Source organism: Polaribacter sp. WD7, assembly GCF_003335085.1.
Taxonomy (GTDB): Bacteria; Bacteroidota; Bacteroidia; order Flavobacteriales; family Flavobacteriaceae; genus Polaribacter.
In genome coordinates this window covers 205,771-223,876 of sequence record NZ_QPEJ01000017.1, presented here as the reverse complement: position 1 = coordinate 223,876, position 18,106 = coordinate 205,771, and the positions used below count along the sequence as shown (strand labels likewise).

Genomic DNA, 18,106 nt, shown 5'->3' with positions numbered 1-18,106 from the left:
TTATGCTATAGAAATCTTGTTAAATCTACAGTAGTGATATCATAATGTGAAGTATGAAGCACAGTTACTCCGTTTTTTACAACAATTAATTGTGGAGATTGATGCATTACCTGAAAGGTATACCCTACTTCATCAGAAATGTTTCTGTAGTTTAATAAATCTAAATAATACACCTTTAAACGTTGATGTTCTTCCTGAAATAAAGCTTCAAATTGCTTGATAACCATACTACTAACACCACAACGTGTAGAGTGTTTAAAAATAAGTATAGATTCCGTTTTAGATTGTTCTTTGATTGTCTTTAATTGATCTAAAGAAGTTAACGGAATCCAATTAAGATTCGATTTACGTACTACTTTAGGCTCTTTATTTTTTTTATTTCCAAACATACTATTTAATAATCCCATTTGTATTTTCTTTATAAGTCGTCGTAAAGATATAAAACTTTCATCAGTCAAAAAGTCAGTTTACATGCTTAATTGCAAGACAAATTGACTTGTTTTCGATTTTTTATATTGATGGTATTATAATTGACTTACTAGAGGAAAATAAAAAAAGAATTATGAATTTTAATAATTATACAACAAAATCTCAGGAGACCATACAAATGGCGCAACAGATTGCGCAAGGTTTTGGTCATAACCAAATAGAAAACGAACATATTTTTAAAGCTTTAACACAAGTTGATGAAAATGTACTTCCTTTTCTATTGAAAAAATTGAATATCAATATTGCTATTGTTAGCCAAATACTAGACAAACAATTGCAAAGTTTTGCTAAAGTAACCGGAGTAGATTTAATGCTATCTAGAGAAGCTAGTAAAACACTAAATGAAGCGTCTATCATTGCTACTAAAATGAAAGATGATTATGTTTCTATAGCGCATTTAATTTTAGCCATTTTTAAATCAAAATCTAATATTGCTCAGGTTTTAAAAGATCAAGGAGTGACAGAAAAAAATTTAAAATCGGCTATTGATGAATTACGTAAAGGAGAAAGAGTAACTTCTCAAAGCGCAGAAGAAACCTATAACGCGCTAACTAAATATGCAAAAAATTTAAACGAATTAGCTCAAAACGGAAAGTTAGATCCAGTAATAGGTAGAGATGAAGAAATTAGAAGATTACTACAAATTCTATCTCGTAGAACTAAAAACAACCCTATTTTAGTTGGAGAACCTGGTACTGGTAAAACTGCTATAGCAGAAGGTTTAGCACATAGAATCGTAGATGGTGATGTACCAGAAAACTTAAGAGATAAACTTATTTTTTCTTTAGATATGGGCGCCTTAATTGCTGGGGCAAAATATAAAGGTGAATTTGAAGAACGTTTAAAATCTGTCATAAAAGAAGTAACTACTTCAGAAGGAGATATTGTGCTTTTTATTGATGAAATTCATACGCTTGTAGGTGCTGGTGGTGGACAAGGAGCTATGGACGCAGCAAATATTTTGAAACCTGCTTTGGCTAGAGGAGAGTTGCGCGCTATTGGTGCAACTACCTTAGATGAATATCAAAAATATTTCGAAAAAGACAAAGCTTTAGAGCGTCGTTTTCAAAAGGTTTTAGTTGATGAGCCAGATACAGAAAGTGCCATTTCTATATTAAGAGGAATTAAAGAAAAATATGAAACACATCATAAAGTTCGTATCAAAGACGAAGCTATTATTGGGGCGGTAGAGTTATCTCAACGTTATATAACCAATCGTTTTTTACCAGATAAAGCCATAGATTTAATGGATGAAGCTGCTTCTAAATTACGTATGGAAATCAACTCTAAACCTGAAGAATTAGACGTTTTAGATCGTAAAATAATGCAGTTAGAAATTGAAATTGAAGCGATTAAACGAGAAAAAGACGAAGTAAAACTAAAATCTTTACGTTCTGAGTTGGCAAACTTTAAAGAAGAAAGAAATACAATTAATGCGAAATGGAAATCTGAAAAAGAGGTTGTAGACAATATTCAGATTGCAAAATCTAATATTGAAAATTTTAAAATTGAAGCAGAAAAAGCAGAACGAGAAGGAGATTATGGTAAAGTTGCAGAAATTAGATATGGTAAGATAAAAGAAGCTCAAAATAAACTTGAAGAATATCAAGAAATATTAGCTCAAAATCAGAATGGTAGTTCTTTAATTAAAGAAGAAGTTACTTATGAAGACATAGCAGAAATTATTGCAAAATGGACAGGTATTCCTCTTACAAAAATGATTCAATCTGAACGTGAAAAATTATTGAAATTAGAACATCAATTGCACAAAAGAGTTGTGGGTCAAGAAGAAGCTATTGTTGCAATTTCAGATGCAGTTAGACGTTCTAAAGCTGGTTTACAAAACCCATCTAAACCTATAGGTAGCTTTTTATTTTTAGGTACAACAGGTGTTGGTAAAACAGAATTAGCCAAAGCGTTAGCTGAGTATTTGTTTGATGATGAAAATGCGATGACAAGAATTGATATGAGCGAATACCAAGAGCGCCACTCTGTAAGTAGATTGGTTGGTGCACCTCCTGGATATGTTGGTTATGATGAAGGCGGACAATTGACAGAAGCTGTTAGAAGAAGACCTTATTCTGTAGTATTGCTAGATGAAATTGAAAAAGCACATCCAGACACTTTTAATATTTTGTTACAAGTTTTAGATGAAGGAAGATTAACTGACAACAAAGGGCGTGTGGCAGATTTTAAAAATACCATCATCATTATGACCTCTAATATGGGAAGTCATATTATTCAAGAAAAATTTGCAGATGCTAAAGCAGATATAGATGCAGTAACAGAGTTGGCTAAAATTGAAGTCTTAGGTTTGTTAAAGCAATCTGTAAGACCAGAATTTTTAAACCGAATTGATGATGTTATTATGTTTACACCACTGAATCAAAAAGATATTTTCCAGATTGTAAGCTTGCAGTTAGATCAACTCAAAAAAATGATTGGTAAACAAGAGATAACTTTAGATGCTACAGATGAAGCTATCAAATATTTAGCTAAGAAGGGATATCAACCAGAATTTGGTGCAAGACCTGTAAAAAGAGTCATTCAAAAAGAAGTTTTAAATCAATTGTCTAAAGAAATTTTAGCTGGAAAAATTACAACAGATAGCATCATTTTATTAGATGCTTTTGATGACCAATTGGTTTTTAGAAATCAATCTGATTTGGTAGAGAATTAATATTTTTAAAAGCAATTTGTAATTAATAAAATACGGTGCTACTAAAAGCACCGTATTCTTTTTACGTATATTTAGCAGTATCAAAGTTTTTATTATGAGAAAAATTATATTTTTACTTGCTTTTACCTTTAGTTTGTTATTGTCATGTTCTTCTAATAAAAGTACAACCTATTACTTAATTCGTCATGCAGAAAAAGACAGATCAGATGCAACAAACAGAAATCCTAATTTAAATTTAAAAGGTAAAGAAAGGGCAGAAAAATGGGCTGCTTATTTTAAAAACATCGATTTAGATGCTGTATATTCAACCAACTATACTAGAACATTACAAACTGCAAAACCAACAGCTCAAAGCAAAAACATTCAAATTATAACGTACAATCCTGCTAAATTGTACGATTCTATTTTTCAACAAAACACAAAAGGAAAAACAGTGTTAATTGTTGGTCATAGCAATACCACACCAATGTTTGCAAACGCAATTTTAGGTAAAAAAAAGTATGCATTTATGAACGATAATGACAATTATAGCCTCTATATTGTTAGTATTTCTGGAGGCAAGATCATGAGTAGCATTAAAAAAATAGAATATTAAACCGTTGTAAATTTAGGTCTTAAATTATTGGTTTAAAAAGTATTGGTTGTAGTGATTTTTTGATGAAAAAATCACATAAAAAACTACTTTAGAATCCAAAGTTTTTTATTCAATTCAATCGTAAAGTTCTGATTTGACAAAATTCCATCAAAATAAACTAATAGACAATCTTACTTAATAAAAAGGTTTTACATTCACTTTTTCTAAAACAATTTCAGAAACCATCTCTAATTCGTCATCAACAAACGCTTTATCAATATTTTGTAAAGTTATCGTGTTGTTTTTGGGTTTGTAGTTGTAATAATCTACAAATCTAATTCCACCAATATAATTCTCATTTTTAATAGCTCTAAATCGTATACCACCTCCATTTACTTCATAAGAGTAGGCAAAATAATCTATAAGATAATCCTCTTTACCAACCCAATAAATAAAAACATCTTGGTGGTCTTCTCCTCCTCCATCTTCATCAAAAGTAATTTGAATTTTAAAATAATCTTCGCCTTTAATAGTAGTATTAGCTAGTAATTTTTTATGCACAGCTTCATCATGCAAACCATGTGGTAAAACAGAAAAATAATGCACAGAATTTACTGCTCCTGTATATTTTTTAATGTCTTCTTGAGACAAATCAACTTTACTGCCGTTTACAAATCTTGTAAAACCATTATTTGTTAAAACATCTTTAATATCATCAAAACTTCTGGTTAGAGTAAAGTTTCCTTTGGCCCTAACTGCGGTATAGAATTTATCTCTAAACACAAAAGAAATATCTGAGTTAGACACCCTATTAGACCCCGAGTATATAATAGTTTGATCTATAATATTCTCAGCTTGAATTTTATTTTTCTGAGGATTGCAAGAGAAAATTAGTACAGAAAATACTAGTAAAAAATACCGCATTATGGTTTTTGTTTGATTGAAAATAGTTTTCAAAATTACATTTCTTTGACCGAAGTAAAAACGTATATTTGTTAATCTTTTGTGAAGACGAATATGCAGAAAAAAATCAACATACAAAATAAAAAAGCTCGTTTCGAATTTGAAATCCTGGATAAATATATTGCAGGAATTCAATTGACAGGTACAGAAATAAAATCAATTCGAAATAGTCAAGCCAGAATTACAGAAAGTTTTTGTGAATTTAATGAGCGTGGAGAACTTTTTATTGTAAATATGTATATTCAAGAGTATATTTTTGGGCATCATTTTAATCATAATCCCAAAAGTGAAAGACGTTTGTTACTAAACAAGCGTGAATTGAGAAGTCTTAAAAAAGATGTAGAAGCTAAAGGAAATACTATTGTACCATTACGTTTATTTATAAATGAAAGAGGATTTGCTAAATTAGAAATTGCACTTGCAAAAGGAAAACAAACTCATGATAAGCGTAATGTTATAAAAGACAGAGACAACAAGCGTGATTTAGCAAGAATTAAAAAGAGTTTTAACGCATAATGGCTATTTTAAAACTGATTCGTTATAAAAATCTTTTGATGGTTTTATTAACGATGGTTTTAACCAAGTATGCGTTAATTAAAGTTTTTTTTGACAATTCTCATTTGTCTGTTTTTCAGTTTTTTATTTTAGTGTTTAGTGTTTTATCAATTACAGCTAGTGGTTATATTATTAATGATATTTTTGATATAAATGCCGATAAAATTAACAAACCTCAAAAACTATTTATAGAGGTTTTAGTAAGTAAAAAAAAGGCTTGGATTTTTTATTTTTTAGGTATATTGTTCGGTTTTATTACAGGCGTTTATATTTCTTTAACTACACAACTCCCCTATTATTCTTTTTATTTTATAGGCACAATTGGTATACTTTTTTTATATTCTAAATATTTAAAAAAGATTGCGTTAATTGGTAATCTCACAATTGCTGTGCTCTGTACACTGGTAATCTATTTGGTTGTAGAATTTGAAAGTGCTTATTTTATAAAAAACTCCAGTTTGGTTTCTTTAAAAATAGTATTTGTTGCTTATTATATTTTTTCATTTTTAACTACTTTAATAAGGGAAATTATTAAAGATATAGAAGATATAAACGGAGATACAAAGTTGAACGCACATACATTACCCATTTTAATTGGCAGAAAAAGAGCTTCTAAAGTCGCTTTTTTCTTTGCCGCTGTTTTACTTTTTGGGTTACTTTTAATTTTACAGTTGTTACATAAAGAGATTATTTTTGTTACTTATAGTGTTATTTTTATAGTACTTCCATTAGTATATTTTATGTATGTGTTATGGAAAATAGAAAGTAAAAGAGAATATTCAAAACTTAGTAAACTATTAAAAATAATAATGTTTTTTGGTATCATATCTATGATATTATTCAACTTTATAGATTTGAAAAACATTTAATTTATTTATAATTAACTAATTACATATATATAAATGTTAAACGAAAAATTAAAAAATTATACCATTATTTTAGCTTCTGGATCTCCTAGAAGACAACAATTTTTTAAAGATTTAGGCCTAGATTTTACAATTCAGCTTAAAGAAATTAAAGAAGTTTATCCTAAAGAATTAAAAGGTAACCAAATCACAGACTATTTAGCTACTCTTAAATCTAAAGCATTTAATACACTTACAGATAGAGACTTACTAATAACTTCAGACACCATCGTTTGGTTAGATAACAAAGCTTTGGGCAAACCTAAAGACGAACAAGAAGCATTTAAAATGTTACAATCTTTATCTGGTAAAGAACATCAAGTTATTACCTCTGTTTGTATTACAAATAATCATTTTCAAAAAGTGATAAATGACACTACCACAGTTTCTTTTAAAAAACTTACTGATGAAGAAATAACGTATTATATCAAAAATTACCAACCGTTTGATAAAGCTGGTGCATACGGAATTCAAGAATGGATTGGATTTATAGGTATAAAAACAATTAAAGGAAGTTACTTTAATGTGGTAGGTTTACCTGTACACAAACTTTATGACGAATTAATGAAATTATAATATTAACCGTAAAAACAATTTTATAATATAAAGAAATGTTAAAAAAATCTTTTTTCTAAGCTACTTTTTCTTCTCAAAAGCAAAATAAAAGGTTATTTTTACGCGGAATTTTACAACACAACATTTATAATGAAAAAATACACATACACAGAAAAAAAAGATACACGTTCTGGTTTTGGTGATGGTTTAACAGAATTAGGAAGAACAAACCCAAACGTTGTTGCTTTATGTGCAGATTTAATTGGTTCTTTAAAGATGGATCAATTTATTAAAGAAAATCCTGATCGTTTTTTCCAAATAGGAATTGCAGAAGCAAACATGATGGGTATAGCAGCTGGTTTAACAATTGGTGGTAAAATACCATTTACAGGAACATTTGCTAATTTTTCTACTGGTAGAGTGTATGATCAAATTCGTCAATCAATTGCATATTCAGATAAAAATGTAAAAATATGTGCATCTCATGCAGGTGTAACTTTGGGTGAAGATGGCGCAACACACCAAATATTAGAAGATATAGGTTTGATGAAAATGCTACCAGGCATGACCGTTATTAATCCATGCGACTACAACCAAACTAAAGCTGCAACTATAGCTATAGCTGAACATGAAGGTCCCGTTTACTTGCGTTTTGGTAGGCCAAAAGTGCCTATTTTTATGCCAGAAGACCAAGAATTTATTGTGGGTAAAGGTATTCAATTAACAGAAGGTAAAGATGTTACTATAGTAGCAACTGGTCATCTAGTTTGGGAGTCTTTGCAAGCTGCAGAGCAATTAGAAGCTCAAGGAATTTCTGCAGAAGTAATTAATATTCATACTATAAAACCTTTAGATGAAGAAATTATTATAAATTCAGTAGCCAAAACAGGTTGCATAGTTACTGCAGAAGAACATAATAAGTTAGGTGGTTTAGGAGAAAGTGTTGCTAGAACGTTAGCACTAAATACACCTACTCCGCAAGAGTTTGTTGCAACTAACGATACTTTTGGTGAGTCTGGTACACCAGACCAGTTAATGGCTAAATATGGTTTAGATGCTAATGCAGTTATTAAAGCTGCTAAAAAAGTAATTTCTAGAAAATAACATATATGAAAAAAATAATGTTAATGATGTTTTTGGCTTTTGGATTAAGCCAAACATTAAATGCTCAAGCAGCTTTTGGTATTAAAGGAGGCGTAAATTACAATTCTAATTCTATTAATGAAGTTCAAACTGATCTTTTTGAAGGTGCAGAAAGTAGAACTGGTTACCATGCAGGTATTTGGTTGCGTTTTAAAATACCAGTTATAGGTTTGTATTTAAGACCAGAATTAGTGTATACAAATCTTAGTAATGAAGTTCGTTTTAAAACTTCTGGAAATACAACAGAATTTAATTTTCAAAAAATTGACATTCCTGTATTATTAGGTAAAAAGATTTTTAGTGTGGGTAATGTTTTTATAGGACCGTCATTTCAATATGTTTTGGGGTCTGACTTTAGTTTTAGTGATATTTCTGAAGTTGAAACAGATGGATTTACTGTTGGATTACAATTTGGAGGCGGAATTGAATTGGGTAAATTAGGGATAGATGTAAGATGGGAAAGAGCATTTTCTGATGTAGAATCTAACTTTTTATCAGGTACAGTTTCACAACGTTTTGATACTAGAATTAATCAAATTATTGTAGGCTTATCATACAGACTTTAAATAAAAATAGTATACTGTAAAAAAAGCTCTTGAATAATTTCAAGAGCTTTTTTTATGTCTATTTCTTTTCTTAAATCTTATTTTATATTTGGATTTAGATAATCTGGTCTTGTAGGAAAATTAGGGTCACTAAAATCATTTCTAGGATTTCCGTCTCCATTAGCATCTTCTTGTATAGAAGGCACACCGTCGTTATCATGATCTGTGTCTACAACAAAATCTAATAATTCTATTTTGAAAACTAATATTCTATCGTAGGGAAGTGCATTAGGATCATTTTGACCAAAAACGAAATCTAAAGAAGGATAAGCTAAACCACTAGGAATAAAAATAAAACCTTTTCCTGTATTATTGTAAGTTATTGGACCATTGTTAGTAATATTATTTCCATTTCTAAAATTTGTAAAACCGTTTGCCCAACCAACAATAGAATTTCCAATCCAAATTTGAGTATTACTATCAAAAGGATCTCTATCAATAGTATTATTTAATAATTCTATACCAGAATATGTTGTAAACACAGAATCTACAATAGAAGGATTTCCTTTATCTGCACTAGGCTCTCCTTCATCTACAATATATGTATATAAAGTATACTTTATATCATTCTCTACCAAATCCTTAATCTCTAATGTGTTGTTATCTTCAAACAATGAAGTTTCATTACTACTAATTAGTTTTATAGAATCTGTTACCGCATCATAATAATGCGTATTTAAAAACTTTAAGATACTATCATTGTCAGAGATAGCTAATTGCTCATAATCTGTGCCTTCAAACGGATTGATAAAACCTCTATTATTATCATCACAATTATAAAAAACGATACTACTTAATAATAGTAGTATTAATTTTAATTTATTCATTTAATCTAAAAATTTAGGGTGCAATTTACCATTTTTATACCTTTGTAAAAAGGGTAACTTTGTTTTTTAACTAATTTTATGAGGATAGATAAATATTTATGGTGTATTCGTTTATTTAAAACAAGAAGTATTGCTACAACTGCATGTAAAAAAGGGCAGGTTAAAGTAAATAATAGTGCTGTAAAACCTTCTAAAGAAGTGTTTGGTGACGAAATTGTTGTAATAAGAAAAAATCAAATTAATTATCAAATTAAAGTTTTAGATTTACCTACAAGTAGACTTGGAGCTAAATTGGTAGATTTATATAGAAAAGACATAACACCTAAAGAAGAGTTTGAAAAAACAGATCTTTTAAAATATTCTAAAGATTATTACAGAAAAAAAGGAACTGGAAGACCTACCAAAAAAGACAGAAGAGATATAGATAACTATCAAGAAGATACAGAAGAAGACTTATGACAACTACAGAAAACATAATTTTAAATCAAGTTCAAATAGACCAAAAAATTAAACGTATTGCTTACCAAATTTATGAAACAAATGCTTCTGAAAAAGAAGTTGTTGTTGCTGGTATAATTGGTAATGGATTTGTATTGGCAGAAAAAATTATTACTGTTTTAGAAGAAATATCTACTTTAAAAGTTACTATTTGTAAAATAACTATAAACAAGAAAAAACCTTTAGAAGCAATAACTACCTCGCTTTCTGTTGATGATTATAAACATAAATCTTTAGTAGTTGTTGATGATGTTTTAAATTCTGGCACTACATTAATATATGCTGTTAAACACTTTTTAGAAGTGCCTTTAAAGCGTTTTAAAACAGCAGTACTGGTTAATAGAAATCATAAAAAATACCCCGTAAAAGCAGATTTTAAAGGAATATCATTATCAACATCAATTAAAGAACATGTTCAAGTAGAATTTTCAGAAAAAGGAGCATTAGCGTATTTGGTTGAATAATGCAGTTATTTCTACAGCTACTTCCTTTTTAGTTTTTCCATCAATAGAGATGTGTTGTTTGGCTTGCTCATAAAAAGGTCTTCTTTCAAAAAGATGTTTGGCAACAAACTCAGGAATTTTATCGTCATCTAAAGAAGCTACTAAAGGTCTCTTGGCTTTTTTTCTAATCAACCTATCAATCATTGTAGGAGTGCTTCCTTTTAAATAAATCGAAACTGAATTTTTATCTTTGTTAACACTGTCCATATTTCCCGCATAACAGGGTGTTCCTCCTCCTAAAGCTAAAATAAAGTCTTCTTCTTTTTGTAAAACTTCTTTTAAATATTTGTGTTCTATGGTTCTAAAATACACTTCTCCTTTTTGAGCAAAAATAGCAGGAATGGTCATATTTTCTTGTTCAGAAATGTAATCATCTAAATCTAAAAAATTCATTGAGAGTAAGTTAGAAAGTCTTCTTCCTATACTGGATTTTCCAGACGCCATATAGCCTAATAATACAATTTTCATTAAATAAATATTTTTACAAATATGCATAAAAATATTTCAAATAAACAGTTCTAATTCCAATGATTGATGTTATATTTGCAACCGTTTTAAGAACAGACCTGGTAGCTCAGTTGGTAGAGCATCTCCCTTTTAAGGAGAGGGTCCTGGGTTCGAGCCCCAGCCCGGTCACAATAAAAAGGTTAAGCTCATGCTTAACTTTTTTGGTTATATAAAGCGCGCACGTGGCGGAATTGGTAGACGCGCTGCCTTGAGGGGGCAGTAAACGTAAGTTTGTGGAAGTTCGAATCTTCTCGTGCGCACAAAACATCATCCTATATTTCCTTTATTTTTACGTACTGTTTCACAAAAAATTAACCTTTGTAAACTGTTTTATTAGTATTATTGCAGTATTATGCAAAAAATAATCTTTTTTTTACTTATTACCGTTTCTGTTTCAATATATGCTCAGAATGATTCACTTCAAGTGAAGAATTTAAAAGGGCAAATTATTCATGCTGAAAACAAGAAACCTTTGAGTGCTGCTCATATTCTAAATTTAAATTCAGTACAAGGTACAATTACTAATGAAAAAGGTTTTTTTGAAATACCAACGCAAGCTAACGATACAATTATAGTTTCTTATCTAGGATATGCTTCCATAAAATTAAAGATTACTAACGATTTATTGAAAGGAAATGAATTGTTAATTGCATTATACGAAAAGCCAGAAGAAGTTAAAGAGGTAGTGATTAAATCTACTAAACTTATAGGGGTTTTGGAAATTGATGTAAAACAGGTTCCTAAAGATAGGTTTACAAGAATAAAAATTAATGGTTTGCCACAGACTTATGAAGTTGGTAGGCCTAAAGGAAAAAACTTCTCCTCTCCTATTGCTGCTTTGTTTCAGCCAGTAGATTTTTTATATAATCTCTTTGGAAAAAAACCCAAACAACTTAAAAAGTTGAAAAAATTAAAAAAAGAAGATGATTTAAGAAAAATAATGGCTGGTAAATTTGATAGAGAGGTTATGATGGAATATCTAGAAATGGATAGACAAGAGTTGACCGAATTGCTAACAGATTGTAATTACTCTGACTATTTTATTAAAAAAGCTTCTGATTTACAGATGATTGAAGCAATTTTAGATTGTTATGAAAACTACAAAGCCATTAAAAAAGGTAAAATAGAACGAGATAAAATTCCTGTTAAAAATTAATTTTACAAAAGAAGAGAGTCAAAAAACGATGAAATTTCTTGACCCTCAATCAACTATTAAAACTAACTACAATTAAAATACAGTAGTTACGTACTTATAGTTGTATTTTCTTCTAATATTCCATGTCATTCTCTTAGACTTAATGCTCTCTAAAGAAGTATTATTTTTCTGATTATCATTATCGTTTTGTTTTCTCATGTGTTTGTTTTTTTGAATTGCATATATGACGCACACCTTACTCTTTTGTTACGCGTAAAAATCTGTTTAACAAAATTTTAGCAACTCTTCTTAATAAAGTCCTAACATCAAAAATGAACCATCAAAACTTGTTACTAGTAATATGATATTTCTCAACTACACTTTTACTTAGTAAGCTACTTTCAATTTAAATATATTTAAATTTCAGCAATGTTCTAAATGACAATCATATAATTTTCAGTTAAATAACACTTGTATAATAGAAAAGTAATATCGAAATAACGTTATTTAAAATAATCTCAAAGTATCAGAAATAGTGGTTTTTAGATAAAAAATCGTGTAAAAAGTTAGAGTTTATAAGCTAAAATGTTTATAGTATACACAAATTTTACTAAGTTCAATTGTAAAGTGTGTTACAAAAAAAATCCAGCATAAGCTGGATTTTAAAATTGTATTTGAAACTAAATTTTTATTGATTTCCTAAAATTATAGGCATTCCGCTTTTTCCAGAACCTATAACAACTACTTTGCTATTGCTAGATTCAGAAAGCTTTAATGTGGCTTCAATACCTTTTTCTTGTAAGATTTTATCTGTTAAAGATGCACTTAAAATCTTGTTTGCAGCAGCTTTACCTTCTGCATCAATTCTCTGTCTTTCTGCTTCCTTTTTAGCTTTTGCAATTCTAAACTCGTACTCTAAAGATTCTTGTTCTTGCTTTAATTTTGTTTCAATTGCTGTTCTAATAGTTGGTGGTAATTTTACGTCTTTAACTAAAACCCTTTTTACCATTAAATATTGATCTTTTAAAAGAATTTGTACTTCATCTAAAATTTCTTGTTCTATAACATCACGTTTACTAGAGTACAATTGTTCTGGAGTATACCGTCCAAAAACACTTCTAGCAGCAGCATTAATAGCAGGGTCTAACAATTCTCTTTCATAATCTTCTCCTTTAGTTTTTATCAATAATCCTAAATTGGAAAATTCTGGTTCATACCAAACTGTACCGCTTACTTTTACTTCTAATCCGTTTACAGAAAGTACATTCATTTCATCAGAAACAGATTGTTGACGAACTTTACGTACAATCATTTCATTCCAAGGAGCTACAATTTGAAATCCTTCTCCGTATGTTTTTTCTGTATTAATACCGTCTCCAAATCTTTCAAAAACCACTCCTCCTTCTCCAGGACCAATAGTTACGGTAGATTTAGAAAACAATATGATAACACCAAATAAAAGGATTATAAGAAAAATACCCCCTTTTGGTAATTTTAAATCAACTTGATTGTTTGCCATTTTTTAATTTTTTAGTTATAACAAATTTACGATATAAGTTTATCAAACACAATTTGTACTGTCTTAATATTTATTAAAAGTGGTTAGAACAAAACAAATCTATACTTTTCCATAATATTTTCTAATGAACCATTCAGCAGAAAATAGAGCAACTATTAGAAATAAAATCCATTTCCAATCGATTAAGTTTTTCTCTTTTAATTTAACATTTTGTATTGTATAATAAGATGAATTACCCAGTAGCTCTTGTTTTAAATTTTCAAACTCATTTTTATGATATCGTTTCCCCTTTGTTTTATTGGCTAACTGTAGAAGTTTTTCTGTATTAGCTCTAGTAAACTGGGCTTCTATTTCAAAATCTGTAATCTTAAAACTACCGTATCTATTAATATTTTGTCCTAAAGCTGTTACCTTATAAGTATAACTACCAGAAGGTAAATTTTGAATGGACGTTTTATAGTTATTATTGTCTAAAGAAAACGGAAGCGCAAAGGTTTCTTTAGATTCTATACTGGTTATTAGAATTTCAAGAGATGCCCTATTATCAAATTTGTAATTTTTATCAGTATAAAAAGCATTGAATACTACGTTTGAATTTGCAGCGAACAATTTTTCAGCTTGAATATCTAAACGATTTCGCTTTTTATTAGAAGATAAATATTGAATAAGGTTTCCAATAAAAGAATCGAAATCTTGAAAAGAATTGGTACTTAAAAAGCTGTTGGCTCTCCATTTCCAGATACCTTGCCCAAATAAAACTGAAGTCTTTTGATTGTTTTCTTCTGAAGTAATTAATAAAGGTTGCTGAGTAGCTACACCGTTAATATTTTGATTTAATAAAGTTTGATGCTCTTTTAAAATCTTTATTTCTCCAAATTGATCTTGTAGCGGCGGAAATTGAGAAAAACCAATGTCTTTTTGATAATATGTTTGAAATGCGCTATTGTAATCTGCATTATAACTTTCTGTTTGATTGATGAAATTTTTACGAAAACCAAGTTCATTTTGATTGATAAAATTCCAATCTGTATTCACTCCAGAAACTAGTAAATAATTACTTTTAGTACTTTTTACTGCATCAATTATATTTTTAAACTTTTTATTCACTTCAAATAAAATAACTAACTGATAATCATTTATTTCTTTTTTAAAATTATCAATCAAGAAAACGTCAACTTTACGTTGTTTGTTACTTTCTATTGCTTTTTTAAAAGCTCCAATATCAGGATGTAAAACCGAACTTAGTAGTAGAATTTTAGTTTGTTCATTAATAACCTCAATAGAAAAGTTTTTTACATTATTTTTTATATTTTTCTCTCTTTCAACCTTTTGTAAACTTGTTCTATAGTATTGCACTCCCTCTTGTAAAGAAGTTAAATTTGCAGTAAATGATTTTGAATTTTCTGTTGCAGAAAAACGCAATTGCTTTGAAAAAACAACGTTATTGGATTTGTTAAATATCTTAAATTTACTAGTAACGGACTCATTACCTTCATAATTTAGTAATACCTCTACTGGAAACTTATTATTCAAATAGCTATATTTATTGACATTTATCTGATTGATTTTAAGATCTATATGCCTAGTTGTATCTCCAAAGATTACAGGGTAAACAGGTTGTTTTGAATTGGTAAAACTGTAATCATTCCCAACAGTTTGATTTCCGTCTGACAATATAACTATAGGAGCTATTTCATTATCATACAACATATTAACTTTCGTAATAGCTTCAGATATATTTGTATTATTTCCTAAAAATTTTAGACTGTCTCGTATAGATAAATCATCATCAAAATAATAACTTTTAATGGTAAACTTGTCATTTAGTAAATTGTCGTTTTGAAGTTGATTTACAAAGCTATTAACACTGCTTGTATCTTTAAAGTAAGCAATAGATTTAGAGTTGTCAATCAATATTGAAAGTATGGGTTTTACATTATCTGTCTGTGTTGTCTTTATTTTAGGGTTTATCAACAACGCAAACAGCATAAAAAAACCTAGAGACCTTAATACTAGTAAAACGTAATTTACTATTGTCTTATTTTTTACGTTGTAAAAATATTGAAAATAGCCAATAGCAAAACTTAGTAAAAACGCCGCAAATAGATATGTAATTAAAATTAAAGACAATAAAAAAAAATTAATGTGAATATAAAATCTATTTGCAAATTAAATACAGAAATAGCTATAATTTCTTCTTAAAAAATTTTATTATCAACAGTGTTATACATAAAAAAGCTATTATTAGTTAAATAATAGCTTTTTTATTATGATTAAGCTTCTCCTCTTGCCGGATAATTTTCTTTCAGTATATAATCTATACCTCTCAAAACTTCTTCAAATGGAGGTCTTGCAAAGGGCATAGATTGTATAGAACTCCAATATAATTTACTTTCTTTATCAATAATAAACATACCTGGTTCTACAAAAGTGTTTGGTTCTTTATCGCTAACCCTTTCAGAAATAAACAGTCCCCATTTTCGGGCCTCTTCTATTGAAAATTCGTAACCAAGAGGAATGCTTTCTATCTTCCATTCTTTATAGGTTTCTTTGGCTCTAGCCTCAGTATCTGTGCTTATAGCTATTACATTGATTCCCTTATCTGTAAAGTCATTTACTTTTTGTTGTAATTCTTGTAATTGCTTTTTACAAACAGGACAATGCTTGCCTCTGTAAAAAAGAATCATAGTAAAATTATCTGGGTCTTGGTCTTGTAAATTCCATTGTGTATCATTTACTAAGTTGATGCGCAAATTCGGGGTTTTCTCTCTCGGTTTTATCATACCTTTTTTAATTTAATATAGTTTATACTTTTTTGCAAACATAATTTTATACCTCAAATAATGTGAACTCAAAAAAATAGAATTTTAACTCATACTCTACTTTAACAAAATCTTAAAAATTTAATAAAAAAATTAACATATTTTTAATTAATTCCTCTATAAAATAGGTTTTATTAATCCTTAATTTCGTAGTACTTACTTAAAATAACAACAAAAATATTTATGAAAACGAGTGATTTGATAGTAAAAGCATTAGAAAATGAAAATGTAGCATATATTTTTGGTTTACCTGGAGAAGAGAATTTAGATTTATTGGAATCGTTAAGAACTTCCAAAATAAAATTAATACTAACCAGACACGAACAAGGCGCAGGCTTTATGGCAGCTACCTATGGAAGGCTAACGGGTAAAGCTGGTGTTTGTATGAGTACTTTAGGTCCGGGAGCCACTAATTTATTTACACCTGCTGCTTACGCTCAATTAGGCGCTATGCCTATGGTAATGTTAACAGGACAAAAACCCATAAAAAGCAGCAAACAAGGTAATTTTCAAATTTTAGATATTGTAGAAATGCTTCAACCCCTAACCAAATATTCTAAACAATTAACCCATGGTAAAAATGCCTCGGCTTTATTTAGAGAAGCGTTCAGAAAAGCCGAAGAAGAAAGACCTGGTGTTACCCATATAGAAATACCAGAAGATGTAGCACAAGAAAAAGTTGAAGACATGCACGTTTTTGCCAAAGTTGAACCTAAAATTCCGACAGCCAATAAAAAAGACATTAAAAAAGCAGCTTCTATCATTGCAGCAGCAAAACAGCCCTTACTTTTAATAGGGGCAGGTGCCAATAGAAAAAGAGCTTCTAAAGCCTTAACAACATTTGTAAATGCATTACAGATTCCTTTTTTTAATACGCAAATGGGAAAGGGTATTATAGATGAACGACATGAACTTTATATTGGTACAGCCGCTTTATCGTCTGAAGACTTTATACATGAAGCTATAGAACATTCTGATTTAATTATAAACATTGGTCATGACACTATAGAAAAGCCTCCTTTTATCATGAATAAAGATGATAAAAGAAAAGTAATTCATATTAACTTTTTCAGTACAGAAGTAAATGAGGTTTATTTTCCGCATCATAATGTTATTGGAGATATCGCTTCTACAGTAAAAAAACTAACAAATCAATTAAAAAAACACGCAGGTAAATGGGATAATGATTTTTATATTAACATAAAACAAAAAGTAAACAAACATTTGTCTAAATATTTTAATGACAATCGTTTCCCTATTTTACCCCAAAGAATTGTAAAAGTAACCAGAGATATTATGCCAGATGATGGTATAGTAACCTTAGATAATGGTATTTATAAGCTTTGGTTTTCTAGAAATTATCCTGCATATGCTCAAAACACGTTACTCTTAGATAATGCCTTAGCTACTATGGGAGCTGGTTTAGCCTCTGCAATGATGGCCAAAGAATTATACCCTCACAAAAAAGTAATTTCTATCAATGGTGATGGAGGGTTTATGATGAACTCACAGGAGATAGAAACTGCGGTAAGAATGCAATTAGATTTGGTCATCATTATTTTGAATGATAATGCTTACGGAATGATAGAATGGAAACAAGAAGGAGAAGGATTTCCTAAATATGGTTTGGATTATCAAAATCCAGATTTTTCAAAATATGCAGAAAGTTTTGGTGCAAAAGGATATCAACCAAAATCAGTGGACGAGTTTATTGATACCTTACAAAAAACCATACACGAAAAAGGAATACACATCATAGATTTAGCGGTAGACTATTCTCTAAATCATGAAATATTAAATGTTTTAATAAAAGAAAATTAGAATAC

At 29.2% G+C, this 18,106-nt stretch carries 19 protein-coding genes and 2 tRNA genes; 13 read left to right on the top strand and 8 right to left on the bottom strand.

Annotated elements, in window-relative coordinates:
* Nucleotides 1-5: 5 nt before the first annotated feature.
* Nucleotides 6-407 carry a bacillithiol system redox-active protein YtxJ gene (ytxJ, locus tag DUT90_RS07310; protein ID WP_114426510.1) on the bottom strand — a complete coding sequence of 134 codons (402 nt, stop codon included), beginning with the start codon at nt 405-407 and terminating at the stop codon, nt 6-8.
* Nucleotides 408-562: 155 nt separating this feature from the next.
* On the opposite strand from ytxJ, the gene clpB reads away from it, so the two are divergent.
* Together clpB and DUT90_RS07300 are read left to right on the top strand one after the other, a co-directional pair.
* Nucleotides 563-3,169: an ATP-dependent chaperone ClpB gene (gene clpB, locus DUT90_RS07305; protein ID WP_114426865.1), complete on the top strand. Its 2,607-nt coding sequence runs from the start codon at nt 563-565 to the stop codon at nt 3,167-3,169.
* Nucleotides 3,170-3,263: 94 nt separating this feature from the next.
* Nucleotides 3,264-3,764: a histidine phosphatase family protein gene (locus DUT90_RS07300; protein ID WP_114426509.1), complete on the top strand. Its 501-nt coding sequence runs from the start codon at nt 3,264-3,266 to the stop codon at nt 3,762-3,764.
* A gap of 174 nt (nt 3,765-3,938) precedes the next feature.
* Here the strand turns inward: DUT90_RS07300 and DUT90_RS07295 are convergent, their stop codons facing one another.
* The gene (locus tag DUT90_RS07295; RefSeq protein WP_114426864.1) at nt 3,939-4,667 is read right to left on the bottom strand and encodes a DUF6503 family protein; all 729 of its coding nucleotides are present in this window, start codon (nt 4,665-4,667) and stop codon (nt 3,939-3,941) included.
* A 93-nt stretch (nt 4,668-4,760) separates the two neighbouring features.
* On the opposite strand from DUT90_RS07295, the gene smpB reads away from it, so the two are divergent.
* The 5 genes from smpB to DUT90_RS07270 all read left to right on the top strand — a co-directional run bounded on the left by smpB (nt 4,761) and on the right by DUT90_RS07270 (nt 8,430).
* The gene (smpB, locus tag DUT90_RS07290; protein ID WP_114426508.1) at nt 4,761-5,222 is read left to right on the top strand and encodes an SsrA-binding protein SmpB; all 462 of its coding nucleotides are present in this window, start codon (nt 4,761-4,763) and stop codon (nt 5,220-5,222) included.
* A 38-nt stretch (nt 5,223-5,260) separates the two neighbouring features.
* A complete protein-coding gene (locus DUT90_RS07285) occupies nt 5,261-6,130 on the top strand; it encodes a geranylgeranylglycerol-phosphate geranylgeranyltransferase (protein WP_181858158.1) in 870 nt (289 codons plus the stop codon).
* 33 nt (nt 6,131-6,163) lie between these two features.
* Entirely contained in the window at nt 6,164-6,742 is a 579-nt protein-coding gene (locus DUT90_RS07280) for a Maf-like protein (protein WP_114426506.1), read from the top strand.
* Nucleotides 6,743-6,871: 129 nt separating this feature from the next.
* Nucleotides 6,872-7,825, top strand: coding sequence for a transketolase family protein (locus DUT90_RS07275; protein ID WP_114426505.1), 954 nt, complete (start codon nt 6,872-6,874; stop codon nt 7,823-7,825).
* A 5-nt stretch (nt 7,826-7,830) separates the two neighbouring features.
* Nucleotides 7,831-8,430 (top strand): porin family protein, encoded by a 600-nt coding sequence (locus DUT90_RS07270; protein ID WP_114426504.1) that lies wholly within the window; start codon nt 7,831-7,833, stop codon nt 8,428-8,430.
* A gap of 77 nt (nt 8,431-8,507) precedes the next feature.
* Here the strand turns inward: DUT90_RS07270 and DUT90_RS07265 are convergent, their stop codons facing one another.
* Complete coding sequence (locus DUT90_RS07265) at nt 8,508-9,296, bottom strand: FKBP-type peptidyl-prolyl cis-trans isomerase (RefSeq protein WP_114426503.1); 789 nt, start codon at nt 9,294-9,296, stop codon at nt 8,508-8,510.
* 78 nt (nt 9,297-9,374) lie between these two features.
* Here DUT90_RS07265 and DUT90_RS07260 point away from each other — a divergent pair, with 78 nt between their 5' ends.
* Together DUT90_RS07260 and DUT90_RS07255 are read left to right on the top strand one after the other, a co-directional pair.
* Nucleotides 9,375-9,755, top strand: coding sequence for an RNA-binding S4 domain-containing protein (locus DUT90_RS07260; RefSeq protein ID WP_114426502.1), 381 nt, complete (start codon nt 9,375-9,377; stop codon nt 9,753-9,755).
* Nucleotides 9,752-10,258 carry a phosphoribosyltransferase family protein gene (locus DUT90_RS07255; RefSeq protein ID WP_114426501.1) on the top strand — a complete coding sequence of 169 codons (507 nt, stop codon included), beginning with the start codon at nt 9,752-9,754 and terminating at the stop codon, nt 10,256-10,258. The genes DUT90_RS07260 and DUT90_RS07255 overlap by 4 nt, the downstream gene beginning before the upstream one ends.
* Here DUT90_RS07255 and DUT90_RS07250 read toward each other — a convergent pair.
* Nucleotides 10,238-10,765: a shikimate kinase gene (locus tag DUT90_RS07250; RefSeq protein WP_114426500.1), complete on the bottom strand. Its 528-nt coding sequence runs from the start codon at nt 10,763-10,765 to the stop codon at nt 10,238-10,240. The two genes, DUT90_RS07255 and DUT90_RS07250, sit on opposite strands and share 21 nt — an antisense overlap.
* Nucleotides 10,766-10,860: 95 nt before the next feature.
* On the opposite strand from DUT90_RS07250, the gene DUT90_RS07245 reads away from it, so the two are divergent.
* The 3 genes from DUT90_RS07245 (at nt 10,861) to DUT90_RS07235 (ending at nt 11,960) form a co-directional block, all read left to right on the top strand.
* A tRNA-Lys gene (locus DUT90_RS07245) sits at nt 10,861-10,933 on the top strand.
* Nucleotides 10,934-10,980: 47 nt separating this feature from the next.
* Nucleotides 10,981-11,064 (top strand) — tRNA-Leu (locus DUT90_RS07240).
* 92 nt (nt 11,065-11,156) lie between these two features.
* Complete coding sequence (locus DUT90_RS07235) at nt 11,157-11,960, top strand: carboxypeptidase-like regulatory domain-containing protein (protein WP_114426499.1); 804 nt, start codon at nt 11,157-11,159, stop codon at nt 11,958-11,960.
* A gap of 72 nt (nt 11,961-12,032) precedes the next feature.
* Here DUT90_RS07235 and DUT90_RS13505 read toward each other — a convergent pair whose 3' ends face one another.
* The 4 genes from DUT90_RS13505 to DUT90_RS07220 form a co-directional block, all read right to left on the bottom strand.
* A complete protein-coding gene (locus tag DUT90_RS13505; protein ID WP_258848518.1) occupies nt 12,033-12,158 on the bottom strand; it encodes a hypothetical protein in 126 nt (41 codons plus the stop codon).
* 469 nt (nt 12,159-12,627) lie between these two features.
* Nucleotides 12,628-13,458, bottom strand: coding sequence for a prohibitin family protein (locus tag DUT90_RS07230; protein WP_114426498.1), 831 nt, complete (start codon nt 13,456-13,458; stop codon nt 12,628-12,630).
* A 99-nt stretch (nt 13,459-13,557) separates the two neighbouring features.
* Nucleotides 13,558-15,372 (bottom strand): VWA domain-containing protein, encoded by a 1,815-nt coding sequence (locus tag DUT90_RS07225; protein ID WP_258848517.1) that lies wholly within the window; start codon nt 15,370-15,372, stop codon nt 13,558-13,560.
* A 359-nt stretch (nt 15,373-15,731) separates the two neighbouring features.
* Complete coding sequence (locus tag DUT90_RS07220; protein ID WP_114426497.1) at nt 15,732-16,241, bottom strand: redoxin domain-containing protein; 510 nt, start codon at nt 16,239-16,241, stop codon at nt 15,732-15,734.
* 222 nt (nt 16,242-16,463) lie between these two features.
* Here DUT90_RS07220 and DUT90_RS07215 point away from each other — a divergent pair, with 222 nt between their 5' ends.
* Nucleotides 16,464-18,101, top strand: a complete 1,638-nt coding sequence (locus DUT90_RS07215) for an acetolactate synthase large subunit (protein ID WP_114426496.1) — start codon at nt 16,464-16,466, stop codon at nt 18,099-18,101.
* Nucleotides 18,102-18,106: the final 5 nt, after the last annotated feature.